Source organism: Kangiella profundi (genome assembly GCF_002838765.1).
In the GTDB taxonomy this organism is placed as follows: domain Bacteria; phylum Pseudomonadota; class Gammaproteobacteria; order Enterobacterales; family Kangiellaceae; genus Kangiella; species Kangiella profundi.
Genome location: NZ_CP025120.1, coordinates 842,925 through 866,441 on the forward strand (window position 1 = coordinate 842,925; position 23,517 = coordinate 866,441).

Consider the following 23,517-nt stretch of genomic DNA (forward strand, 5'->3'; position numbering starts at 1 on the left):
CCAGTTCAACTGCCATCAAATTGTCATAGAGTCCCCTAGTTTTAATATCTTTTAAAGGCTATTATTGAGTGGTTACAGCTTTATTAGACCACTCAAGGAAAGCTATGGGATCCGCAGCAGATAAATCATCAACCGTTAACATAGATGACAAGGCACAACAGACGGTCTTATCTATGGATGATTTAAACAAAATGTCTTTAAACAATCCTGAGTATTATTTAAATCGGGAACTTAGTTTACTGGCATTCAACTGGCGTGTTTTACAACAGGCGTTGGATCAATCGATTCCTCTACTTGAGCGGATGCGCTTTATCTTTATCTGTAGTAATAATCTGGATGAATTCTTCGAAGTCCGTGTGGCTGGTTTACGTCATAGTCTAGCTCGTGGTGAAGCTAGACCCGGGCTTAATGGTCTTTCAACGGAAGAAGTTTTACGTCAGGTAAATGAGCAGGCCCATAAGCTGGTTGAAGAGCAGTACCGTATTTTTAATCAGGAATTATTACCCAAGCTTGCAGAAGAAAATATTCACTTTCTGTCTCCAAAACATTGGGACGATGAACAATATAAGTGGCTAAAAAAGTACTTTAAACAGCAGGTCACGCCGGTTATCAGTCCGATAAGTTTGGATCTGACTCATCCGTTTCCACGGTTAGTAAATAAAAGTTTACACTTCCTTCTACATCTTCATGGCAATGATGCTTTTGGTCGCGATCTTGAGTTCGCGGTATTACATATGCCACGCTCACTTCCTCGTATCATTGAATTGCCAGAAAAGATTGGTGGTAGTGAGGGGCATAACTTTGTCTATTTGTCTGCGATTATTTCCGAGTTTGCAGAAGACCTATTCCCCGGCATGGAGATTAGCGGTTGTTATCAGTTCCGTCTGACTCGTGATAGTGATTTGTTGTTAGAGGAAAAGGGGATAGAAGACTTAGCCAGCGCCTTGAAACGTGAGTTGCAGTCACGAAATTTTGGTGCTGCGGTCCGTTTGGAAGTTGGAGAGTCTTGCCCAAACAAAATCGTCAATTTCTTGTTACAAAAATGTAACTTAACCCCCGATGACTTATACCGTGTTAACGGACCAGTAAATTTAAATCGATTAATATCCCTTCCTGATTTAGTAGAGCGTCCTGAATTAAAGTTCACCGGTTTTACGCCGAAAGTTCCGGATGATATCCAGCGTCGCGGTGTTTTTGATGTTGTATCTGAACGAGATGTACTCTTGCACCATCCATATCAAAGCTTTCAGCCAGTCATTGATTTTGTGCGCCAGGCGGCTAGTGATCCTGAGGTATTGGCAATCAAGCAAACCCTGTATCGTACTGGAAGTCAGTCTGCCATCGTTGAGGCCCTGATAGAAGCTTCGCAATCAGGTAAGGAAGTCACAGCCGTTGTTGAGTTGCGGGCTCGATTTGATGAAGCATCCAATATAGAGCTAGCTCAGAAACTACAGGAAGCGGGTGTGCTGGTTGTCTATGGTGTTGTGGGTTATAAAACCCATGCCAAAATGACGCTGGTGGTGAAGCGCGAGAAGAAGCATTTAACTCGTTTTGCCCATCTCGGCACGGGTAACTATCATGCTGGAAATGCAAGGCTTTACACAGATTACAGTCTACTGACCAGTGATCCGGAGATTTGCGAAGATGTCCATAAAGTGTTCCAGCAGTTGACGGGTATGGGGAAGGTTTATCAGCTTCATAGGTTGTGGCATGCGCCTTTTACTTTGCATGACAATATTATGAAGGCCATCCAGCTAGAAACTGAAAGTGCACTCGCTGGCAAGAAAAGCGGGATTATTATCAAAGTTAATTCTTTAACTGATCAATCCTTAATTGAGGCTTTATACAAGGCGTCAGTTGCGGGTGTTAAGGTGAAGCTTATTGTAAGAGGCGTTTGTTGTTTGCGTCCTGGCATTGAAGGGATTTCTGACAATATTGAAGTCATTTCTATCATTGGTCGTTTTCTTGAACATTCACGCGTTTATTATTTTTATGCGGATGGTAATGAAAATGTTTATGCCGCTTCAGCTGACTGGATGGAGCGTAATCTTTATTATCGGGTGGAAACCTGTTTTCCTATTTTGTCTGAATCCGCCAAACAGCAGGTCATAAAAGAATTAAAACTAATGACTTCAGAAAGGATTCAAAGTTGGCACTTGCATGCTGATGGTCAGTATCATTTCAATCAGGTTAAAAACAGTAGGAAGTTACACGATCTACTTCTGACTAAACTATCCTGAGCAAAATTGATACTACTACTCAATAGTCCAACCTAGTGAGATCTTGTGGTATTCCAGATAGGCTTTTTCTTTGCTTAATTCTGCCAATAGTAATTGGTGTTTGTACGCCCATTGTTGTGGAATGCGGATGGTCAGTTGGTTACAGCCAATAGCTTCGAACTTAAGTTCAGAAATATCCACATGGTCGCGTTTAATGTTCAGTAAAATTGCCAGCCTCAAGATTTGCGTGATAGCTAACAGGGCACTCTCAGGGTCATATTTACTTTCGAACTGCTCAGGGTAAAGCTTCTTTCGTTGGTTGGCGATTATTGCTGCCAGGGACTCTTTCGTCTGCTGACTAAAGCCCGGCATATCGCCGTATTGAACAATGTAAGCACTGTGAAGACGCAATTTTGAGAAGCTGATGGATAGGCCTATCTCGTGAAGCAGACATGCCCAGTCCAGATAGTTTTTATAGATAGGATTATTAATCTCCCAAATATCTGCAACTTGATCAAATATATGCTGAGCGGCATTTTTAACCTGAATGGCATACTCCTGATCTACATTGAAACGGCTCATTAGTGATAGGGCAGTATGATGACGGTTATCATTGCCTTTCAGCTCTTCAGCAAGTTCGATTAAAATCCCTTCGCGTAAAGAACCGTTAGCCACATACATTTTATCTATGTTCAATTCCTGGAACAGGGCTATGAGAATGGCAAGGCCGACTGCAAATGTATTTTGACGGCTGAGTGATAGGCTACTGAAATTGATTCTATCGATATGCCCCATTTCAAGCAGTTTATCTTTAATAAGCAGGAGATGCTCGGGGCGGATAAATCCTTCATCAAAGCCCAGTTCCACTAGAACCTTATAAACCGCTTCAATACTTCCTGAAGAGCCAAGACAGTGTTTCCAACTGCTCGACAGGTAGCGCTTTTCTATACGTGAAATTTCTGCCGCTGCGGCCAGTATTGCCTGCTTGAAGTTTTTGTCGCTAATTTCACCGTTGGGGAAGTAACGTTGATAAGTCACACAGCCAATGGACAGGCTATCCAGATTAATTGGCTCAAACTTGTCACCTAAAATAATTTCAGTACTACCGCCTCCGATATCCACTACTAAAGCAGTTTCAATATCCGGATGATAATGTGAGACGCCGTCATAAATTAAACGGGCTTCTTCTTTACCCGGCAAAATTTCGATGGGGTTGTTAAGAATCATCTCTGCAGGTTCAACAAAGGCCTTAGCATTTTTTGCTTCACGCAGGGTATAGGTGGCGACTACTTTGGTGAACTTTGCTGGAATATTTTTAATGCGCTCTTGGAACAGCTTCAGGCAGTTAAGACCGCGCTCAATTGCTTCCTGGGATAATATATCGTTTTCATCTAGGCCATTGGCCAGTTGGACTTTTTCTTTTAGACGTCCAATAACTCGAAAGGAGTGGCCATCGTATTCAGCGATGGCCAGATGAAAGCTATTTGAGCCGAGGTCGATAGCTGCATATTGAACTGGCTGAGCCTGTTCTGCAGATTCGAACTGCTCCTTGATGGCTTCTTCTGTGAGTCCCTCGAAAGTCAAATGGTGTCCTTAACGGTAGTTACTTAAGAAAATCTCGAGCATTGATAGCCTGTCCGGTCTTGGCGCAAGCTTTGCTATCCATAAGCCACAGGTAAGCAGGCATCAGCTCTGCTGGTGTTGGTAGTGTGTTTGGGTCTTCACCTGGGTAGGCATTAGCGCGCATCTTGGTGCGTGTAGCACCTGGATTGATGCTATTAACGCGAATGTTTGCACTCTCCAGTTCATCAGCCAAAACCTGCATCATTCCTTCTGTAGCAAACTTTGATACTGCATAAGCTCCCCAGTATGCACGACCTTGACGACCTACACCTGATGAGGTGAATAGTATTGAAGCATCCTTTGATTTTCGCAGCAATGGAATGCAATATTTGGTTAATAGGAATTCTGCGTTGACATTAACCTGCATGACACGAAACCAGGTTTCTTCATCAAAATGCTCAATCGGCGCTAGCAAACCTAAATCGCCGGCATTGTGAACAAGAGCATCAAGGTGGCCAAATTCTTTTTCTATTACCTCGGCAATCTGTTGATACTGTTGAGGGTCATTATTCTGAAGGTTGACCGGAAGGAATGCAGGTTGCTGGTAGCCCGCAGCTTCAATTTCATCGTAAACCTTCTCCAGCTTGCGAGTGTCGCGCGACAGGAGAACGACTGTGGCACCATGTTTGGCATAGGTCATGGCTAGTTCTTTGCCAATACCAGCAGTTGCGCCTGTTACTAAAATCACTTTATTCTTTAATAAATCAGGTGCGGCTTGATAATCTTGCATGAAATCTTCTTACAATAGATTGGTTTAAGGAATTCAGGTATTCTACCTTACTTAAAGATTAACGAATAGTCCGCAGTAACCTGCGAAAATAAGGCTCAGCGCAATATGGCAAAACGTATCGCTTTAGTTGAAGACGAACCAATTTTACAACAAAACTACAGCATGGCTTTGAAGAAAGCTGGTTATGAAGTCATGGTTTATGGCACTAAGAAGGAGGCAACTACTGCATTCAGCACACGCCTACCGGACCTTGTGTTATTGGATATCGGACTGGGAGATGAGCCTGAAGCTGGTTTTGAAGTCTGTCGTAATTTGCGGCAACAATCCTCACAGTTACCCATTATTTTCCTGACTGCGCTAGATAGCGATTTTGATATTATTTCTGGATTGCGCTTAGGGGCTGACGATTATTTAACCAAAGATATTAGCATGCCACATCTGCTGGCGAGGATTTCGGCATTGTTTCGTCGTCTTGATACGATTAACACTCCGGGTGCAGGCAATAGTGTGCAGACGGTAGGCGACCTTGAGATCGACAATGAACGCTTGGCGCTAAGTTGGAAAGGTCAGCCGGTAGACTTAACGGTCAGTGAGTTCTGGATTGTTAATGCCTTGGCACAGAAGCCAGGCCACGTTAAAAATCGTGACCAACTGATGCAGGCGGTGAAAGCGGTGGTTGATGACAGCACTATTACCTCGCACATCAAGCGAATCCGTCAGAAGTTTCAGCGTATCGATAAAGAGTTTGATGCGATTGAAACAGTGTATGGAATGGGGTATCGCTGGAATCACCGTTAATGAATTCATTGTCCTTAACCAGTCGCCTGCTTCTGCTGAGTCTTTTATTTATATTGATTCCGCTGATCAGCTGGCTGTTATTGGCCAAGTTTGAAAAAGATATAGAGCGTAATGCTCTGACACAGACTGAAGAACAGGCCCAGATTATGTCGGGCTTTATTAATCAGCTACTGCAAACCGACCGCAGTTTACAGCAACAATTCCTCAATACTAGCCAGCAAAAACAGTTCCCAATAGCCTTAAAAGAAACCGCGCTCTTGATCGACGGTTATTCTGATGAGTGGTATCCCTATCAGTCTGCCAGCACTGTCATCCGTAACTTTGGACAAAATGCCAGCCTGACTCTGATTGAAGATAAAGATTTTGTTTATGGGCTATTTGAAGTCGAAGATAACTCGATTGTTTATCGGGAAAGATTAGATCTGGTTGGCTTGTCGGACAAAATTACGCTGGTGCTTGGAGCATACCAGATGCAGTTTCTACCGATGGCGCCGGGTAAAGTGCCTGCGCTCAGACAAACTGCTGATGGCTATCGTGAGGTCACCCCCGTTTATGCTGTCTGGCAGGAAAGAACTGAGGGTTACCAGCTGGAGTTCAGGGTGCCACAAAGCCTGGTGGGCAAAACCATTTCAGCTGAGATAACTGATATCGATCGCGCACAAAGTGGTGTTGCATTGCAGGGCATCTATTCCTTTACCAATTTCGAATCCTTAAGTTTGCATAGTCGTTTGCAAAGTGGTGTGCTCAGTTTACTTGAACCGGAAATGTATCGCCTGACATTGACCAATAATCAGGGCGAAGTTCTTTATCAATTTGGCCAGCTTCATACTGATATTCGGTCTAACTGGCGAAATCGGATCTGGTCATCGGCAACTCAGGAAAAGTTAAGTGATAGCCTGCTTGGTAAGAAAAGTATTTCAAGCGTCAGTCTAGATTTAGCCTTTACTGGCCGTACACAGACCGAAGTGGTTAATAGTTCTCAACTGTCAGCGTTCTCCCGCGTTTACAAACCGCTATACAGCAATAATCAGTTGGTTGGAGCCATGATCCTGGAGTCTTCTCCTGTTAATGAAAAGCTACAGCTGAGAGATTTCTGGCTACGCTTCCTACTGTTGCTTGGATTAGTTTGGGGGCTTTTTGTCTGGTGGCTGGTTAAGCAAAGTCGCCGCTACAGTCGCCGCATCATGGAACTTCGTGATTTAACTGAAGGCTCCATCAGCGAGGAAGGTCAGATACGGTATGTCATTGATATGGATGAAGAGTTCGATGATGAAGTGTCCGATCTGACCAATAGTTTCTCGCTTCTTACTAATCGTCTTAAGCAGTATCATGATTATCAGGAAAAACTGGTTTCACGGCTCAATCATGAACTTAGAACGCCAATTGCCATTATCCGAAGCTCGCTGGATAACATTAATCGCGACAGTTTGTCAGAGGACGAGTTGCAACTTATTGATAATGCACAGTCTGGGGCTGAACGGATGAGCCAGACTATCAGCCGACTGAGCGAAGCTAATAAATTAGAGCAGGCGATTCGCAGCGCGGATAAAGAGCCTTTTGATATGTTGCCAGTACTCAAGGATCTGGTGCTGGCCTATCGTACGAACTGGCATGAACATGAGTTTGAACTGATAAGTGATTTAGAAGAAGCTCGAGTGTTAGGCTCTAAGGACTTATTTGTTCAGATGCTGGATAAACTGATTTCAAATGCGGTTGACTTTGATAATAAAACTCGGCCAATACAAATTGCTTTGAAACGCAAAGATAGGCAGTTAGTGCTTAGTGTCAGTAATGGTGGGCCAACTATAGCGCGTAAGAATCTGCATGATGTCTTCAGTCTCATGCACTCAAGTCGTAAGCACAGCAATCAACATCTGGGGCTAGGGTTATATGTTGCACGGTTGATTGCCAGTTTTCATGGGGCAAAAGTTAATGCTGAAAATCAGATTGACGGGACCGGAGTAAGCATTAATATTGTCTGGAGAAATAAACATTTTACCGCATCTCCCTAAGGTATTATGATGGGGATGAGGGTAGGGTATGGAATTTGAGTCTATTAAAACCAATCATCTAACATCAATTCAACAACTTGCAGCAGGCATTGCTAAGGCTAATGACTTACAGGGCATGCTTGATTGTATTGTTGATCATATCTATTCCCAGCTGAAAAGTTTTGATTGCGCGCTATTCCTTTATGAATCCAGTCACCAGGATCTTATCTGTTACTCCTACCGCAAACAGGGTGTCAGCGAAAAAGAATCCTTTAAACTCAAACCCGTAAAGCTTGGTGCTGGCATTATTGGCCATACTGCACAGACTCAACGCACCATGAAAGTGGATGACACCGAGCAGAGCAACATTTTCGTGCAAGATCTTCAAAATAATTATTCAGAACTATGTGTTCCTATTCTGTTGGCGGACGAGCTGATTGGTGTAATCGATTTGGAGCATCCAGACAAATCCTTTTTTAGTGAAGAAGATGCCCAATATGTCGAAACAATCGCTGCAATGGTTTCCTACCTCATTAAACAACACAAGACTGAAGAAAAACTTCATCTAACTATCGAGAAGCTAAAATTTGACGAGAAAAAGCTACGCGACAAAGAGGTTTTTTATCGTAATTTGATGGAGCAGGCCAGCGATAGTATTTTTATCCATGACCAGTCGGGTCGTTTTCTCGATGTTAACCAACAAGCTGTACTATCTCTTGGGTATTCTCGAGAAGAGCTGTTACAGATGCGCGTCAAAGATATTGATATTGAAAGCGGGCAGGGAATTAACAGTGGAACTGAATTTTACAGACGTCTGCGACCCGGAGAGCCCGTTGTGGTGGAATGTAAGCACCAGCGTAAGGATGGCAGTGTTTTTCCTGTTGAGGTCAAGGTAGGTCTGCTTACGGATGATAATATCATCGCTGTAGCACGAGATGTTTCAAAGAGACAACAAGTTCTCAATGAACTGGACACTTCAAAACGATTCATGCAGGACATTATCAATACCTCTCCTGACGTTATTTATGTGTTTGACTTTGAAAAAGATTTAATCATTGATGGAGCAGATCGCTTTGCTAGCTACCTTGGATATGAAGATGATAGATTTGAAAGTTGGAGTTCGGTAATAAAACTTGCTCACCCTGACGACATTGAATCGCTTAAAGAAAGGGGCGCCAAGGTTTTAAACTCAAGTTCTGACGAAGTTATTAAGTCCGAAGCTCGTTTTAAAAATGCTAAAGGTGAGTGGGTGTGGTTAAAAAATCACTGCAAAGTTGTAAAGAGAACTGAACAAGGTACGCCTTTAATTGAAGTCGGAACCGTTAGTGACATAAGTCACCGCAAAGCGATAGAAAAAGAACTTATCAACAAAGAAGAGTATTATAGAGCTCTGGTAGAAAATGCCTTTGATGGTATTGTACTTTATGATGAAAAAGGCAGAGTTCAGTTTCTTTCCAATAGCGTCGAGAAATTACTGGGTTATAAATCAGAAGACGTAAAGCACAAAACTGGAATTGATTTTATCTTCCCAAGTGATGTTGAGCTGGTGCGCAAAGCATGGCATTGGGTTATAGCTCATCCTAATCAGATTTACCGGATTCCTGACTACCGACTGGTCAAAAAAGATGGTGATGTTATCTGGGTTGAAAATACACTTATAAATTTACTAGATGATCCAGTCGTGAATGGCATTATCAGTAACTTCAGAGACATTGGTCATAAGAAAAGCGCAGAACAATCGATTTATAAAATCTCTAATTATGACTCGCTAACTGAGTTACCCAATCGTAATTTTTTACGACAACAGATTGAACGGCAAATTAAAAAATCTAAAAATGGTCCTGCCTCTATAAGCTTGGTGTATTTTGATATTGTTCAGTTGAATAGTATTAATAACGCCATGGGACACTGGGTTGGTGATCAGGTACTACATTATGTGGCTCGAATCATTCGTGAGAATCTTGATGAGTTTGATTTGATTGCCCGCTCAGGAAATGACGAGTTTGCGGTAGTCTTAACAGAGCAGAATCCGTTTGAAATTTCACAGTTGGTAGAAAGGATTTTAGATTCATTTGATAACATTATTCGGATCGGAGATCTGGATCTTAAAGTATCTTTACGAGCAGGCATTGCAAGATATCCTGAGGATGCTGATAACGCTGAAGACTTGTTGAGCAGAGCAGAAGTAGCGGTAGGTCGAGTTAAAAACCTGAGTACTCAGTATACTTTCTTCCAACCGCAGGATAGCGAGAGTATCCGCTATCGAATTAATCTTGAGAGAGAGTTGGTTCAGGCAATAGATGATGAAGCGCTGGAGTTGTTTTACCAGCCAAAGGTCTGTTTAAGAACAGGTGTTATAGAGTCGGTAGAAGCTTTGTTGCGCTGGAATCATCCGCAAAATGGATACATTTCACCGCAGACCATCGTTAACATTGCAGAGGCCAATAGCCTTATCTACAAACTGACCAGTTGGGTCGTTGAGAATGCTGTTAAGCAAATTAAGGATTGGGCAGAGAAAGGTTTAAACACTCGAATCGCAGTAAACTTATCAGCCCGTGATATCCAGCGAGAAGGATTTGAAGCCGATATAAGAAGCTCGCTTGAAAAGTATCAGGTTGATAGTACGCTTCTCGATATTGAGATAACCGAAAGTGCAGCGATGGCAAATATGGAGCACTCGGTTCAAACGCTTCGCCAATTGTCGGACTTGGGGATTGGCATAAGCTTGGATGACTTTGGGACGGGTTATTCATCAATTAGTTATTTGGCAAGTCTGCCTGTGGATTTGGTTAAAATTGATCAGACCTTTATCCAGGGTTTAAAACAGGCGTCAGAACAGGCGGTCAAAGATAATCAGTTAGTCATAAAGAATATCATTCGATTGGCAGAGAGTTTTAAACTGGTATCTCTGGTTGAAGGTATTGAAACAATCGAACAATGTCGTTTATTACAAAAATACAATTGCGATCTTGGTCAGGGATACTTGTTTAGCAAACCAAAATCAGCAAAAGATATAGAGCCATTGCTGCGTAAAGGCTATATCGATATGGATATTTTCAAAATTGCCAAGCCCAGCGTTAATGATTAAGCAATAGCTTCATTAGATCTGTCGATTCCTTTGCAACTGCATCTGCTTTCCACTCAAGAATTTTGTCCTCAGGCTGAATATAGCCATATTCAGCAACAACCGTTTTCATTCCTGCGGCGCGTCCCGCGGCAATATCGCGCCAGGCGTCGCCAACATAAACAGATTGTACTGGCTTTACACCTGCCTGCTGCGCTGCAAAGAAGAGTGGTTTGGGGTGAGGTTTAGTGGGTTTGACTGTATCACCACAAACTAGGCCGCGACAGGACTCTCTTAAGTTTAAAGCTTCTAACAGTGGAATTGTCAAAAATTCAGGTTTATTGGTTGCGATGCCCCAAGCAATATCAGATTCAGCGAGAGCATTCAGTAATTCTTCCAGTCCGCTAAACAGTTCTGTGTGAACGGCAATATTATCCGCATAGATATTCAAATATTGTTTACGAAACTCATCGAAATCTTTGTGTCCTTGTTCTAGCCCAAAGCCAACTCTGAGCATGGCCGCTGCGCCATGAGAAACGTAGGGTCGTATTTCTGAAAATGGCAAAGGTTCCTTGCCATGAACTTCGCGCTGAATATTCAGGGCCAGAGCCATATCAGGAGCCGTATCCAGTAAGGTACCATCCAGATCGAAAAAAACAGCGCGCAAATTGTTTAGCATAAAGTTCTCTATTTATTTCTTGAAACCAGGTTAGTTTATTCTGGTCTGGTATGCACCAGGTAATTTACATCCACATTGTCGCTTAACCAATACTTTTTAGTCAGCGGATTGTAGTGTATGCCAATAATGCTTTGGAACGGCAGTCCCGCTGGACGACTCCAGGCTTCAAGTTCCGATGGTCGTATGAACTTTTTAAAGTCATGTGTGCCTTTGGGTAGCATTTGCAGAATATACTCGGCACCAACGATGGCGAACAAAAAGCTTTTAGGGTTGCGGTTGATGGTCGAAAAGAATACATGACCATCGGGTTTGACCAATTTGCGACAGGCTTGGATTATGGAAGAAGGGTCGGGAACATGCTCAAGCATTTCCAAACAGGTTACCACGTCAAATTCGCCTGCATGCTGTTCGGCGAATTCTTCTGCGGTAATCTTCTGATAATCGATATCAAGTCCTGACTCGATCATATGGAGTTTAGCAACTTCAAGCGGCATTTCGCCCATATCAATGCCACTAACCTGAGCACCTTCTTTGGCCATAGACTCGGTTAAGATTCCGCCACCACAGCCTATATCTAAAACTTTTTTTCCCTGCAGGCCATTTGACTGGTCGAGAATAAATTGCAGACGCAAAGGGTTAATGTCATGTAACGGTTTAAAGTCACCTTCTTTATCCCACCAGCGGGAAGCCATCTGCTCGAACTTGTTGATTTCGTGTTGATCAACGTTGGCTTGCTTTTCTGTAGTATTATTGCTCATGACTTGGTTTGACCTTGAATTGCGTTCTTCCAGTAGTTGGCACGGCTAATCACTTCTTCGATATCGATGCCGACCAGTTGCTGGTTGTTGAGTTTAATCGCGCCATTAATCCAGACATGGCTGACCTGTTCGCGGCTCGCAGTATAAACGATTTGTGATACTGGGTCATAGACGGGTTGCGATTCTATAGTGTTAAGGTTGATAGCGGCTAAGTCAGCAGCTTTACCAGCTTCGATAGAGCCGACAATTTCTTCCTGTCCCAATGCCTTGGCGCCACCATAAGTTGCAGCATGTAAAATATCATGGGCTGAGCAAGCTTGTGCCGAGCCAGTAAAGACTTTCCCAAGAAGGGCTGCAGATTTCATTTCAGCAAGCATGTTGAGATCATTATTACTGGCGTTGCCGTCTGTCCCGATAGCAATATTGACGCCAGCCGTCATCAACTCCTGAACAGGACAAATTCCGCTGGCCAACTTCATGTTCGATTGTGGACAATGCGCCACAGAAACACCATTTTGCGCCAGAAGCTCCATTTCACCGCGTTGTAGCTGAGTCATATGTACTGCAATCAGATTTGGCGTTATCAACCCGAGCTCTTCCAGGCGCTTGATTGGGCGCTTTCCAGTGGCTTTCAGGGCTTCTTTAACTTCATGCGCGGTTTCGTGGATGTGCATGTGTACCGGGATGCCAAGCTCATTGCTTAGAGTGGCAATTTTTTTTAATGGCTCATCAGAAACCGTATAAGGAGCATGGGGCGCAAAAGCAAATTGAATCATCTCATGATGTTTATAATCATCACGTAACTGCAGACCTTTTTTAAGATAATCTTCTGGCCCATTACCCCATACTGATGGGAAGTCAAACATCAACATGCCGACAGTTGCGCGCATGCCTAATTTATGGGCAACTTTAGCGGTCATGTTGGGCTGGAAATACATGTCATTGAAGTTTGTGGTGCCGCAGCGAATCATTTCGGCAATGGCCAGCTTTAACCCATCTTCACAGAATTCATCGCTAACGCACTGGCGTTCAGCAGGCCAAATATGGTTTTCCAGCCAGATCATGAGGGGTAAATCATCAGCCAGCCCTTTAAACAGGCTCATGGCCGCATGAGTATGAATGTTGACAAGACCGGGAATCAGGGCATGATCGGTTAGCTGAAAGTGCTGGTCGGTATCGTATTTGGTGAGTACATCCGAGGTTGGGATCAGCTCCAGAATTTTTCCCTTATCGATAACCACAGAGTAATCGTTCAGAACCTTATCTGACTTTTTGCCATCCTTGCTTACTGGGATGACCCACTTGGCGCTTATTATTTGTTCAACAGTTTGACTCACAGCCAGCTCTTCAATATTTCAATGACTTAGGGTTGAGGATTATACCTAACAAGTGCTAAAAGCTCACCTTTTAGTCAGTTTGATTCAGTCTGAGTGAAAAGCGCGTCAAAATCCTGTCATGACGGGGCTTATAGCGTGATATTTCGTGGAATAAAATTAGCTTGAAACAGGGCGTTGTGTTACAATTTTGCGCTTAAAAACATAAACCATACCGTTTGTGATAATTAATTATAACTATCAGATTTTAAAGGGTTTTTACAATGGGTGAACTTGCCAAAGAGATCCTCCCGATCAATATTGAAGATGAGCTGAAAACTTCCTATCTTGATTATGCAATGAGTGTTATCGTCGGACGTGCATTACCGGATGTCCGCGATGGTTTAAAACCGGTTCACCGCCGGGTTTTATACGCCATGAATGTGCTTGGAAATGACTATAACAAGCCCTATAAAAAATCCGCCCGTGTTGTGGGTGACGTAATTGGTAAATACCACCCCCACGGTGATACCGCGGTCTACGACACCATCGTTCGTATGGCTCAACCTTTCTCCTTACGCTACATGCTGGTCGATGGCCAGGGTAACTTCGGTTCGATTGATGGCGATTCTGCTGCTGCTATGCGTTACACCGAAGTTCGTATGGACAAACTGGCCCATCAGTTATTGGCTGATCTGGAAAAAGAAACGGTTGATTTTGAAGATAACTACGACGGCTCAGAATCGGAACCTACTGTACTGCCAACTCGCGTTCCAAATCTGTTAGTTAATGGCTCATCCGGTATCGCGGTAGGTATGGCGACTAACATTCCGCCTCATAACTTAACCGAAGTCATTGATGGTTGTTTGGCCTTAATTGATAACCCTGACATCACAATTTCTGAGTTGATGGAATACATCAAAGGCCCTGACTTCCCGACGGCTGCAATTATTAACGGTAGAGCAGGTATCATTGATGCCTATAACACTGGTCGCGGCAAAATTTATTTGCGTGCTCGAAGTCATGTTGAAACTGACGAGAAATCGGGTAAGCAATCAATCGTTGTAACCGAGCTTCCTTATCAGGTTAACAAGGCTCGTTTGATTGAAAAAATTGCAGAACTGGTCAAAGACAAAAAGATAGAAGGCATTACTGGCCTGCGCGATGAGTCGGATAAAGACGGTATGCGCATGGTGATTGAGTTGCGTAAAGGTGAAGTGCCAGAGGTGGTGCTTAATAACCTATATGCCCAGTCACAAATGCAAAACGTATTCGGTATCAATATGGTGGCGCTGGATAACAACCAGCCACGCTTGTTTAACCTGAAAGAAGCAATTGATGCCTTTGTGACTCACCGCCGTGAAGTCGTGACCCGCCGTACCATTTTTGAATTGCGTAAAGCACGCGAAAAAGCACACGTCTTAGAAGGTTTGGCGATCGCTCTTGCCAACATTGATGAGGTCATTGAGCTCATTAAGCAGTCGCCAACACCAAAAGAAGCTAAAGAAGAGTTGATGAATCGCAGCTGGGAACCTGGCCAGGTCAGCACGATGCTGGCTCGAGCAGGAACCGAAGCTTGTCGCCCTGAAGAGCTTGCCGCGGAATTCGGCTTCCATGATGGTTTCTACAAGCTTTCTGATGCTCAGGCACAAGCTATTCTTGATTTGCGTTTACACAAATTAACTGGTCTTGAGCACGATAAAATTCTTGGCGAATATAAAGACTTACTAGGCCTTATCGAAGAACTGTTGCGCATTCTGATGAGCACTGAGCGCTTGCTGGAAGTTATTCGCGAAGAGCTGGAAGAAATTAAAGAAAACTTTGGCGATGCTCGTCGTTCTGAGATTCTTGAAAGCAAGCTTGATTTAACTATCGCTGATTTGATCACTGAAGAAGATGTGGTTGTTACTTTATCTCATGAAGGCTACGTGAAATATCAGGCATTGTCAGAATACAAAGCGCAACGCCGCGGTGGTCGTGGTAAATCAGCAACTAAGATGAAGGATGAAGATTTCATTGAAAAATTACTGGTTGCTTCAACCCATGACACGATTCTATGTTTCTCTTCAACGGGTAAAGTTTACTGGCTGAAAGTGTTTGAATTACCAAATGCTGGTCGCGGCTCTCGTGGTAAACCTATCGTTAATGTATTGCCACTTGAAGAAAATGAAAAAATTAATGCAATTTTACCGATTCGTGAGTTCTCTGAAGACAAATTTGTGTTCATGGCAACCGCAAACGGAACTGTTAAGAAAACATCACTTGAGCAGTTCTCGCGTCCGCGTTCGAACGGCATTATCGCTCTAACAATCGCGGATGATGACGAGTTAATCAGTGTCGTAGAAACAGATGGCTCAAGCCATATTATGATGTTCAGTGATGCTGGAAAAGTAATTCGTTTCGATGAAGCGAATGTTCGCCCAATGGGTCGTACTGCTCGCGGTGTTCGTGGCATGAAATTGCCTGAAGGCGCGAAAGTGATTCAGATGATTGTTGCTGAAGAAAATGGCTCAGTGTTGACTGCTACCGAAAATGGTTACGGTAAACGTACCTCAATGGAAGATCATCCATTACGTGGTCGCGGCGGCCAGGGTGTGATTTCGATTCAGATGAGTGAGCGTAACGGAGCTGTTGTCAGTGCTGTTCCGGTTATTGATGGTGATGAAGTGATGCTAATCAGTAAAGGCGGTACCCTGATTCGAACCGGAGTCGATGATATCCGTGTAATGGGTCGCAACACTCAAGGTGTGCGCCTAATCAAGTTGGACGACGGTGAAACATTAGTTGGCTTACAACGTATTGTTGAAATTGAGGATGATGAAGACGAAATCCTTGACGGCGAAGAGTTTGATACTGAAGCTACTGATGTAGCTGAGTTGAATGAGTCTGAGGCTCATACTGAGAGTGAGACTGACGAAGCAGGTGATGAGGAGTAAGCCCTAAGCTTGCTCCTTATGTTTTCTTAACAGGTTAGAGAACAGGCTACGACATGAACCGTGGTTTTAATTTTAGCGCTGGCCCAGCAGCGATGCCGACCGAAGTTTTAGAGCGGGCGCAGGAAGAGTTGCTTAATTGGAATGGTAATGGCTGTTCCGTGATGGAGTTTGGTCATAGAACTCCTGAGTTTGAGCAACTTCTGGATCAGACAGAAGCTGATTTAAGAAAGTTGCTGAATATTCCTAATCACTACCGTGTGCTATTCATGCACGGTAGTGCTTCCCATCAGTTTGCAATGGTTCCCATGAACTTTTTAGCCCCGGGTGACACTGCTAATTATCTTGAGCAGGCTCATTGGTCTAAAAAAGCGATTAAAGAAGCGCAGAACTTTGCCAAAATCCATGTTCAGAGAGGCTTTCAGCAAACTGATGAAGGCTTGGCTATCGTGCCGGAATCAGAATGGCAGCTTGATGACGCTGGCAAATATTTACACTTTACTTCCAATGAAACCATAGTCGGTGTGCAGTTCAAAACTGAACCAGAAGCTTTTGCTGGCAAGTTAGTGTGTGATATGTGCTCTGATATTTTGTCACGGCCTATCGATATTGAGAAGTACGCTTTAATTTACGCTGGTGCCCAGAAAAATATTGGTCCTTCGGGCATGACAGTAGTGATCGTCCGCGAAGATTTGTTCGAACAAATGCAAACTCATCGGGTGCCTTCATTGTTCCAGTATCCACTGATGGCACAGCATAAATCTATGTACAACACACCGCCTAGTTTTGGTATTTATCTAGCCAGTCTGGTATTTGAATGGTTATTGGAGCAGGGTGGTGTGGAAGCTATTGAGAAGGCCAACCAACAAAAAGCACAGCTATTGTATGATGCTATTGACGCTTCAATTTTTTACCATTCTCCTGTCGCCAAAGATAGCCGTTCAATTATGAATGTTGCCTTTACCCTAAGCAATCCTGAGCTTGATTCAATGTTTCTTAAGCAAGCAAAAGAGCAGGGTTTGCTGGCATTAAAAGGACACCGTGACTTCGGTGGAATGCGAGCCAGTATATACAACGCAATGTCATTGCAAGGAGTGCAAACCTTAGTTGATTTTATGAGGGAATTTGAACGAAAGGTTTAATGGCAAAGTATCAGCAATTACAAGAAGGCAGTCCATTGACTGCCTTTTGTGTAGAGAGTGCAAAAGAGTTCTAATCATTTCTTCCCAATAAATCAAGGAAAAACGCGTATTCCATCGCGGTCTGTTCCAGTCGTTTAAATCGACCTGAAGCACCGCCATGACCAGCTTCCATATTGGTATGGAAAAGAAGCTTGTTATCATCCGTTTTAAATTCACGCAATTTAGCTACCCACTTCATTGGCTCAAAGTACTGTACCTGCGAGTCATGAAGTCCTGTAGTTACTAGCATGTTTGGATAATCCTGAGCTTTGACGTTGTCGTATGGTGAATATGACAGCATATATTCATAGGAGTCTTTATTGTTTGGATTGCCCCATTCATCATACTCATTGGTGGTTAACGGTATTGATTCATCCAACATAGTGGTTACAACATCGACAAAGGGCACATGAGCAGCTACACCTCGGTACTTTTCGGGAGCCATATTTATGACGGCACCCATTAGCAAGCCACCGGCACTACCACCCGCAATAAATACCTTATCTTTGGCTGCATACTGTTGATTGACCAAACCATCCGTAACGTCAATGAAGTCGGTGAACGTATTGATCTTATTGAACATTTTGCCATCTTCATACCATTGGCGGCCAAGCATCTGACTGCCACGAATATGAGCAATGGCCACAACAAAGCCACGATCTACCAATGATAGCCAGTTCGAACGGAAGTTCGCATCCATGGTTGCGCCGTAAGAGCCGTATCCGTATTGGTATAGCGGATTAGTGCCATCCTTTTTGAACATGTCTTTACGGTAAACCAACGATACAGGAACTTTTGCACCGTCTCTTGCTTCTATAAACAATCTTTCACTTTTATAATTACTAGGGTCAAAATCACCTAAGACCTTATCTTGTTTAAGCAGCGTACTTTCTCCAGTGACCATATCAAAGTCATAGATAGAGTCAGGAGTCGTCATACTCGAATAGGCATATCTTAGCGTGTTGCTATCAAAATTCTTATTGGTAGAAAAACGTGCTGCGTATGCTGGGTCTTCGAAATTCACTGATTTGAAGCTACCATCTTTAATATTCATTACACGGATGGAGGTTAGGCCATTGCTGCGCTCAGTAAGGGCAATAAAATCTTTAAAAGCAACAACTCCAGTTATTTGGGTATCTTCTCGATGCGGAATCACTTCCTGCCAGGCAGACATATCCTCATGCTTATCCTGGTGAACCTTCATTAAGCGAAAGTTTTTCGCATCTTTATTGGTCAGTACATAGTAATGATCACCTGATTTAACTGTTGAATATTCGTGTCCTTCTTCAAGCGGATAAAATAGTTGGAAATCACCTTCAGTTGGTTTATTGGCATCCAACAATCTTTCGCCTTTTGTTTCAGTACTGTAGTGGGCTATTTTAATAAGAGAGCCATCCAGGCTTTTGCCCAGTCCAGTGTAAAAAGTCTGGTCAGTTTCTTCGTATACCAGCACGTCTTCACTTTGGTTTGTACCTAGTTTATGACGGAAAACCTGATATCCCAATAAGGTTTGTGGGTCTTTACGAATATAAAATAGGTGCTGATTGTCGTTGGCCCAAACCACACCGCCATTGGTATTTTCAAGTGTGTCATCAAGCAATTTACCAGTAGATAAATCCTTAAAGCGCAGGGTATAAATTCGGCGACCAATGGTATCATCTGAGTAGGCTAATATTTGCTGATTGGTGCTAATTTCTGTATCAGCAACATTGAAGTAATCATGACCTTTAGCTAGCTCATTGACGTTCAGCAATATCTCTTCTTCTGCTTCCATTGAGCCTTTTTTGCGAGCATAGATTGGATATTCGCTATCTTCTTCAAATCGAACATAGTAGAAATAGTCTCCCTGGCGATAAGGCACGGTAGACTTATCTTTTTCAAGGCGACTGACCATTTCGTTATACAGCTTTTCCTGTAGACTTTTAGTGTCTGCCAACATGGCTTCTTTGTAGGCATTTTCAGCCTCAAGGTGAGAAAGAATCTCGGGATCAGTTCGGCTATCATCACGCATCCAGTAATAGTGATCGACGCGGGTATCGCCATGAATGGTCATCTCATGTGCAACTTTCTTGGCTACTGGTGGTTGTGGTTCTTTGTCTAATAGAGAGTCTGAGTGAGAATCCGACTGAGATTCTTTCATGCCAACCTCTTGAGTTGTCTGTTGAGGAATGGTGTCTTTGTCACTGGTAGCGAAATAGACGCCTACACCAATTAAAACAAGGCTAATTAAGGCCAGAAGGTACTTCATGATAAGTCTTCCTTGGTTATTAGATAAGACAATTTTTAGGTAGATAACTTTATACCATTAATTTCAGCAAAATCCAGTACAGACTCTGACAAGGAGCATTTATGGTTTAAGGGGTGAAAATCATTGGCGTTTCAAGGATAATGTCGGCCATTTCAAGAATTGAATGGCATCGAATGTACGGATGCCAGTAAAAGTCATCAGACCGGAGTGTGTTATGAGTTGTGATTTTATTGCTTTGGCCAATAAAGGTGTTCAGGAGCTTCACCCTTATCAACCGGGTAAGCCTATATCTGAGTTGGAAAGAGAGCTGGGAATTAGCAATATCGTTAAGCTGGCAAGTAACGAAAACCCTATTGGTATCAGTGCCAAAGCGAAAGCTGCCATGGAGAAGGAATTTGCTGATTTAGCACGTTACCCTGACGCAAACGGCTATTATTTAAAAGCTAAGCTGGCTGAGCGTATGGGGGTTGGCATTAATCAAATCACCCTTGGTAACGGCTCAAATGACGTGCTTGAGCTAATTGCTCGTGTGTTTGTGGCTCCTGAGCATGAAGTGATTTTCTCGCAACATGCCTTTGTTGTTTACCCGATCGTTACTCAGGCGATTGGCGCCAAGAAGGTGGTTATTCCTGCAAAAGACTGGGGACATGATCTGGAAGCGACAGCAGCAGCTATCACTCCAAACACCCGAATGATTTTCATCGCAAATCCGAATAACCCTACTGGAACCTGGGTCAATAAGACCGACCTCAAAGCCTTTATGGATAAAGTACCGCAAGATGTCATCGTGGTCGTTGATGAGGCTTATTACGAGTATGTTGAAGATTCTGAATACCCACAAACTATCCCTTGGATTAAAGAGTATCCTAACCTGATTGTTACTCGTACTTTCTCAAAGGCCTACGGCCTTGCAGGCGTTCGTGCCGGTTATGCTGTTGCAAATGAAGAAATAACCGGCCTCATTAATCGTCCTCGCCAACCATTTAATATGAATTCATTGGCACTGGCAGCGGCAGAAGCTGTTCTTGATGACCATGCTTATTTGCAAAAAGCCCTAGATGTAAACAAGTCGGGAATGCAACAGCTTATCAGTGCGTTTGATGAAATGGGTTATGACTATATCCCTTCGGTCACAAACTTTATTACTGTTGACATGAAACAAGCAGCTGGACCGTTATACCAACAGATGTTGGAGCAGGGCGTTATTGTTCGTCCAGTTGCCAATTATGAAATGCCGAATCACCTGCGCATCAGTATCGGGCTTGAAGAGGAAAACGCCAAGTTTATCCGTGTCTTGCGTGAAATGACCAAGTAATAATCATATGACAGAAGCTAATCAACATGTACCTGTCATAGCCATTGACGGGCCTAGTGGTTCAGGCAAAGGCACTATTAGTCAAATTCTTGCAACAAAACTTGGCTATCATTTGCTGGATAGCGGTGCTTTGTACCGCTTAACTGCATTGTCTGTCATTGAACAGGCTATCGATCCGGAGAATGCAGAGGCAGTGGCTGAGGCAGCCCTTAATCTGGATGTGGTTTTTGAGCCACAGCCCGATGGTGAGCAAAAAGTATTGCTGAATGGTCAGGACGTGGGAGTAAAGTTGCGTCTGGACGAAACCAGCGCCATGGCCTCAAAAGTTGCTGCAATTCCGGAGGTTCGAGAGGCATTATTGACTCGGCAGCGAAGGTTCAGAGAAATGCCAGGGCTGGTAGCGGATGGTAGAGACATGGGAACGGTGGTTTTTACCGATGCCGATTATAAGATTTTCTTGACTGCAAGCCCCGAAATACGGGCTGAAAGAAGGCATAAACAGTTGATCGAAAAGGGCGTAGATGCTAATATTTCGCACCTTTTAAAAAGCATCATCGATAGAGATGAGCGTGATCGCACTCGAACTGTGGCTCCACTGGTGCCAGCAGAGGGTGCTTTTGTTATTGATAGCTCAAATTTGTCTATTGATGAAGTGGTTCAGCAAATCCTTGATTTTATAGGTTTTTCTGAATAATTTTTATTGCTGACTCACACGGATGACGGAGTTGGCTTAACTAACTGACCCATGACTATAGGACCATAGTGTGGTGATTTAAACAAGCCTTTGTTTGGTAGATCAGTACTTGATCAACCAGCAAAGAATATCAGGTACTAACGAATGAGCGAAAATTTCGCACAACTTTTTGAAGAAAGTTTAGCAAACGTAGAAATGCGTCCAGGTGCAATCATCACTGGTGTGGTGGTTGATATTGACAACGAAGTAGTTGTTGTAAACGCTGGTTTGAAATCAGAAGGCGTTATCCCACGTAATCAATTCTTAAATGATTCGGGTGAGCTTGAAGTTTCTGTTGGCGATGAAGTTGAAGTGGCTTTGGACGCTGTAGAAGATGGTTTTGGTGAAACACGCCTATCACGTGAGCGCGCTAAGCGTTTTGCGGCTTGGGGTGTTTTGGAAGCTGCTCATGAAGCGAACGAAACAATCAAAGGTGTTATCACTGGTAAAGTTAAAGGTGGTTTCACAGTTGACGTACAATCAATCCGTGCCTTCTTGCCGGGTTCATTAGTAGACGTTCGTCCTGTACGTGATACAACGCACCTTGAAGGTGTTGAGCTTGACTTTAAAGTTATCAAACTAGACCAAAAACGTAACAACGTAGTGGTTTCTCGTCGTGCTGTTATCGAATCAGAAAACAGTGCTGAGCGTGAAGAGCTTCTTGAAAATCTGGAAGAAGGTTCAGAGCTTAAAGGTATCGTTAAGAACCTTACCGATTACGGTGCGTTCGTTGATTTGGGTGGCATTGATGGCTTACTACACATCACTGACATGGCTTGGAAACGCATTAAGCACCCAAGCGAAGTGGTACAAGTTGGTGACGAAATCGACGTTAAAGTTCTTAAATTTGACCGTGAGCGTAACCGCGTATCACTAGGTATCAAGCAATTGGGTTCAGATCCATGGGTTGATATCAATGACCGTTACCCAGAAGGCGCTCGTCTACAAGGTCGCGTAACTAACCTAACTGATTATGGTTGTTTCGTAGAAATCGAAGACGGTGTTGAAGGTTTGGTTCACGTTTCTGAAATGGACTGGACAAACAAAAACATCCACCCATCTAAAGTTGTTAACTTGGGTGATGAAGTTGAAGTTATGGTTCTTGATATCGATGAAGAGCGTCGTCGTATCTCTCTAGGTATCAAGCAATGCGTGCCAAATCCTTGGAACGAATTCGCTGCAACTCATAACAAAGGCGACAAAGTATCTGGTAGCATCAAATCTATCACTGACTTTGGTATCTTCATCGGTCTTGACGGTGGTATCGACGGTCTTGTTCACCTATCTGACATTTCTTGGACAGTTCCAGGTGAAGAAGCAGTACGTGATTACAAGAAAGGCGACGAAGTTGAAGCTGTTGTACTTGCAGTTGACGCTGAGCGTGAGCGTATCTCTCTAGGTATCAAGCAAGTTGATTCAGATCCATTAGCTGAATACCTGTCTGAGCATCCAAAAGGTAGCGTTGTTAAAGGTAAAGTTAAAGAAGTTGATGCAAAAGGTGCATTGATTGAATTAGCTGATAACATTGACGGCTACGTTCGTGCTTCAGATATCAGCACTGACCGTGTTGAAGATGCTAGCAAACACCTTGCTGTTGGCGACGAAGTTGAAGCCAAATTTATGGGTGTTGACAAGAAAAACCGTAACTTGAACCTTTCTATTAAGGCGAAAGATGCTGCTGAAGAAGCTGCTGCAATCAAAGAATTCAGCAACGACGCTTCTGCTCCAGCAACACTAGGTGACTTGTTGAAAGAGCAATTAGGCGACGAATAATCGCATAATTATTGCTTTTAGCATCATGATCCAAATCAAGCCCGACTCAGGTCGGGCTTTTTTGTGCTTAGAAAAAGTGTAAAAAAGATCATATAATTAAAACAGTTAGGTGCATTTTCAGTTAAAATCCACCATACTGTAACCACAAGGTTTAACGAC

15 protein-coding genes are annotated in these 23,517 nt (G+C 43.3%); 9 read left to right on the forward strand and 6 right to left on the reverse strand.

Going from position 1 to position 23,517, the window contains the following annotated elements; all coding sequences use genetic code 11:
- Positions 1-104 precede the first annotated feature (104 nt).
- Entirely contained in the window at positions 105-2,240 is a 2,136-nt protein-coding gene (gene ppk1 / locus CW740_RS04060; protein ID WP_106646339.1) for a polyphosphate kinase 1, read from the forward strand.
- Between the two features lie 15 nt (positions 2,241-2,255).
- Here the strand turns inward: ppk1 and CW740_RS04065 are convergent, their stop codons facing one another.
- Positions 2,256-3,803, reverse strand: coding sequence for a Ppx/GppA phosphatase family protein (locus CW740_RS04065; protein WP_106646340.1), 1,548 nt, complete (start codon positions 3,801-3,803; stop codon positions 2,256-2,258).
- Positions 3,804-3,822: 19 nt separating this feature from the next.
- Positions 3,823-4,572: a YciK family oxidoreductase gene (locus CW740_RS04070; RefSeq protein ID WP_106646341.1), complete on the reverse strand. Its 750-nt coding sequence runs from the start codon at positions 4,570-4,572 to the stop codon at positions 3,823-3,825.
- A gap of 105 nt (positions 4,573-4,677) precedes the next feature.
- Here CW740_RS04070 and pdsR point away from each other — a divergent pair, with 105 nt between their 5' ends.
- The 3 genes from pdsR to CW740_RS04085 are packed head-to-tail and all read left to right on the forward strand — an operon-like array spanning position 4,678 to position 10,449.
- Positions 4,678-5,370, forward strand: coding sequence for a proteobacterial dedicated sortase system response regulator (gene pdsR, locus CW740_RS04075; protein ID WP_106646342.1), 693 nt, complete (start codon positions 4,678-4,680; stop codon positions 5,368-5,370).
- A complete protein-coding gene (locus CW740_RS04080) occupies positions 5,370-7,382 on the forward strand; it encodes an ATP-binding protein (RefSeq protein ID WP_106646343.1) in 2,013 nt (670 codons plus the stop codon). The genes pdsR and CW740_RS04080 overlap by 1 nt, the downstream gene beginning before the upstream one ends.
- Before the next feature lie 28 nt (positions 7,383-7,410).
- Entirely contained in the window at positions 7,411-10,449 is a 3,039-nt protein-coding gene (locus CW740_RS04085) for an EAL domain-containing protein (RefSeq protein WP_106646344.1), read from the forward strand.
- Here the strand turns inward: CW740_RS04085 and CW740_RS04090 are convergent.
- Genes CW740_RS04090 through CW740_RS04100 form a run of 3 tightly spaced genes read right to left on the reverse strand, consistent with a single transcriptional unit; the run spans position 10,439 to position 13,199 of the window.
- Positions 10,439-11,104 carry an HAD family hydrolase gene (locus CW740_RS04090; RefSeq protein WP_106646345.1) on the reverse strand — a complete coding sequence of 222 codons (666 nt, stop codon included), beginning with the start codon at positions 11,102-11,104 and terminating at the stop codon, positions 10,439-10,441. The genes CW740_RS04085 and CW740_RS04090 overlap by 11 nt on opposite strands.
- Before the next feature lie 35 nt (positions 11,105-11,139).
- A complete protein-coding gene (ubiG, locus tag CW740_RS04095; protein WP_106646346.1) occupies positions 11,140-11,862 on the reverse strand; it encodes a bifunctional 2-polyprenyl-6-hydroxyphenol methylase/3-demethylubiquinol 3-O-methyltransferase UbiG in 723 nt (240 codons plus the stop codon).
- Entirely contained in the window at positions 11,859-13,199 is a 1,341-nt protein-coding gene (locus tag CW740_RS04100; RefSeq protein WP_106646347.1) for a TRZ/ATZ family hydrolase, read from the reverse strand. The genes ubiG and CW740_RS04100 overlap by 4 nt, the downstream gene beginning before the upstream one ends.
- Positions 13,200-13,459: 260 nt before the next feature.
- Here CW740_RS04100 and gyrA point away from each other — a divergent pair, with 260 nt between their 5' ends.
- Together gyrA and serC are read left to right on the forward strand one after the other, a co-directional pair.
- Entirely contained in the window at positions 13,460-16,111 is a 2,652-nt protein-coding gene (gene gyrA / locus CW740_RS04105; RefSeq protein ID WP_106646348.1) for a DNA gyrase subunit A, read from the forward strand.
- Between the two features lie 53 nt (positions 16,112-16,164).
- Positions 16,165-17,250: a 3-phosphoserine/phosphohydroxythreonine transaminase gene (serC, locus tag CW740_RS04110; protein WP_106646349.1), complete on the forward strand. Its 1,086-nt coding sequence runs from the start codon at positions 16,165-16,167 to the stop codon at positions 17,248-17,250.
- Positions 17,251-17,320: 70 nt separating this feature from the next.
- Here the strand turns inward: serC and CW740_RS04115 are convergent, their stop codons facing one another.
- Complete coding sequence (locus tag CW740_RS04115; RefSeq protein ID WP_188459764.1) at positions 17,321-19,429, reverse strand: S9 family peptidase; 2,109 nt, start codon at positions 19,427-19,429, stop codon at positions 17,321-17,323.
- 322 nt (positions 19,430-19,751) lie between these two features.
- Between CW740_RS04115 and hisC the strand changes: the two genes are divergently transcribed.
- From hisC to rpsA, 3 genes are all read left to right on the forward strand, one after another.
- Positions 19,752-20,852 (forward strand): histidinol-phosphate transaminase, encoded by a 1,101-nt coding sequence (hisC, locus tag CW740_RS04120; protein ID WP_106646351.1) that lies wholly within the window; start codon positions 19,752-19,754, stop codon positions 20,850-20,852.
- Between the two features lie 7 nt (positions 20,853-20,859).
- Positions 20,860-21,546 carry a (d)CMP kinase gene (gene cmk, locus CW740_RS04125; RefSeq protein ID WP_106646352.1) on the forward strand — a complete coding sequence of 229 codons (687 nt, stop codon included), beginning with the start codon at positions 20,860-20,862 and terminating at the stop codon, positions 21,544-21,546.
- A gap of 144 nt (positions 21,547-21,690) precedes the next feature.
- Positions 21,691-23,358 carry a 30S ribosomal protein S1 gene (rpsA, locus tag CW740_RS04130; protein ID WP_106646353.1) on the forward strand — a complete coding sequence of 556 codons (1,668 nt, stop codon included), beginning with the start codon at positions 21,691-21,693 and terminating at the stop codon, positions 23,356-23,358.
- Positions 23,359-23,517: the final 159 nt, after the last annotated feature.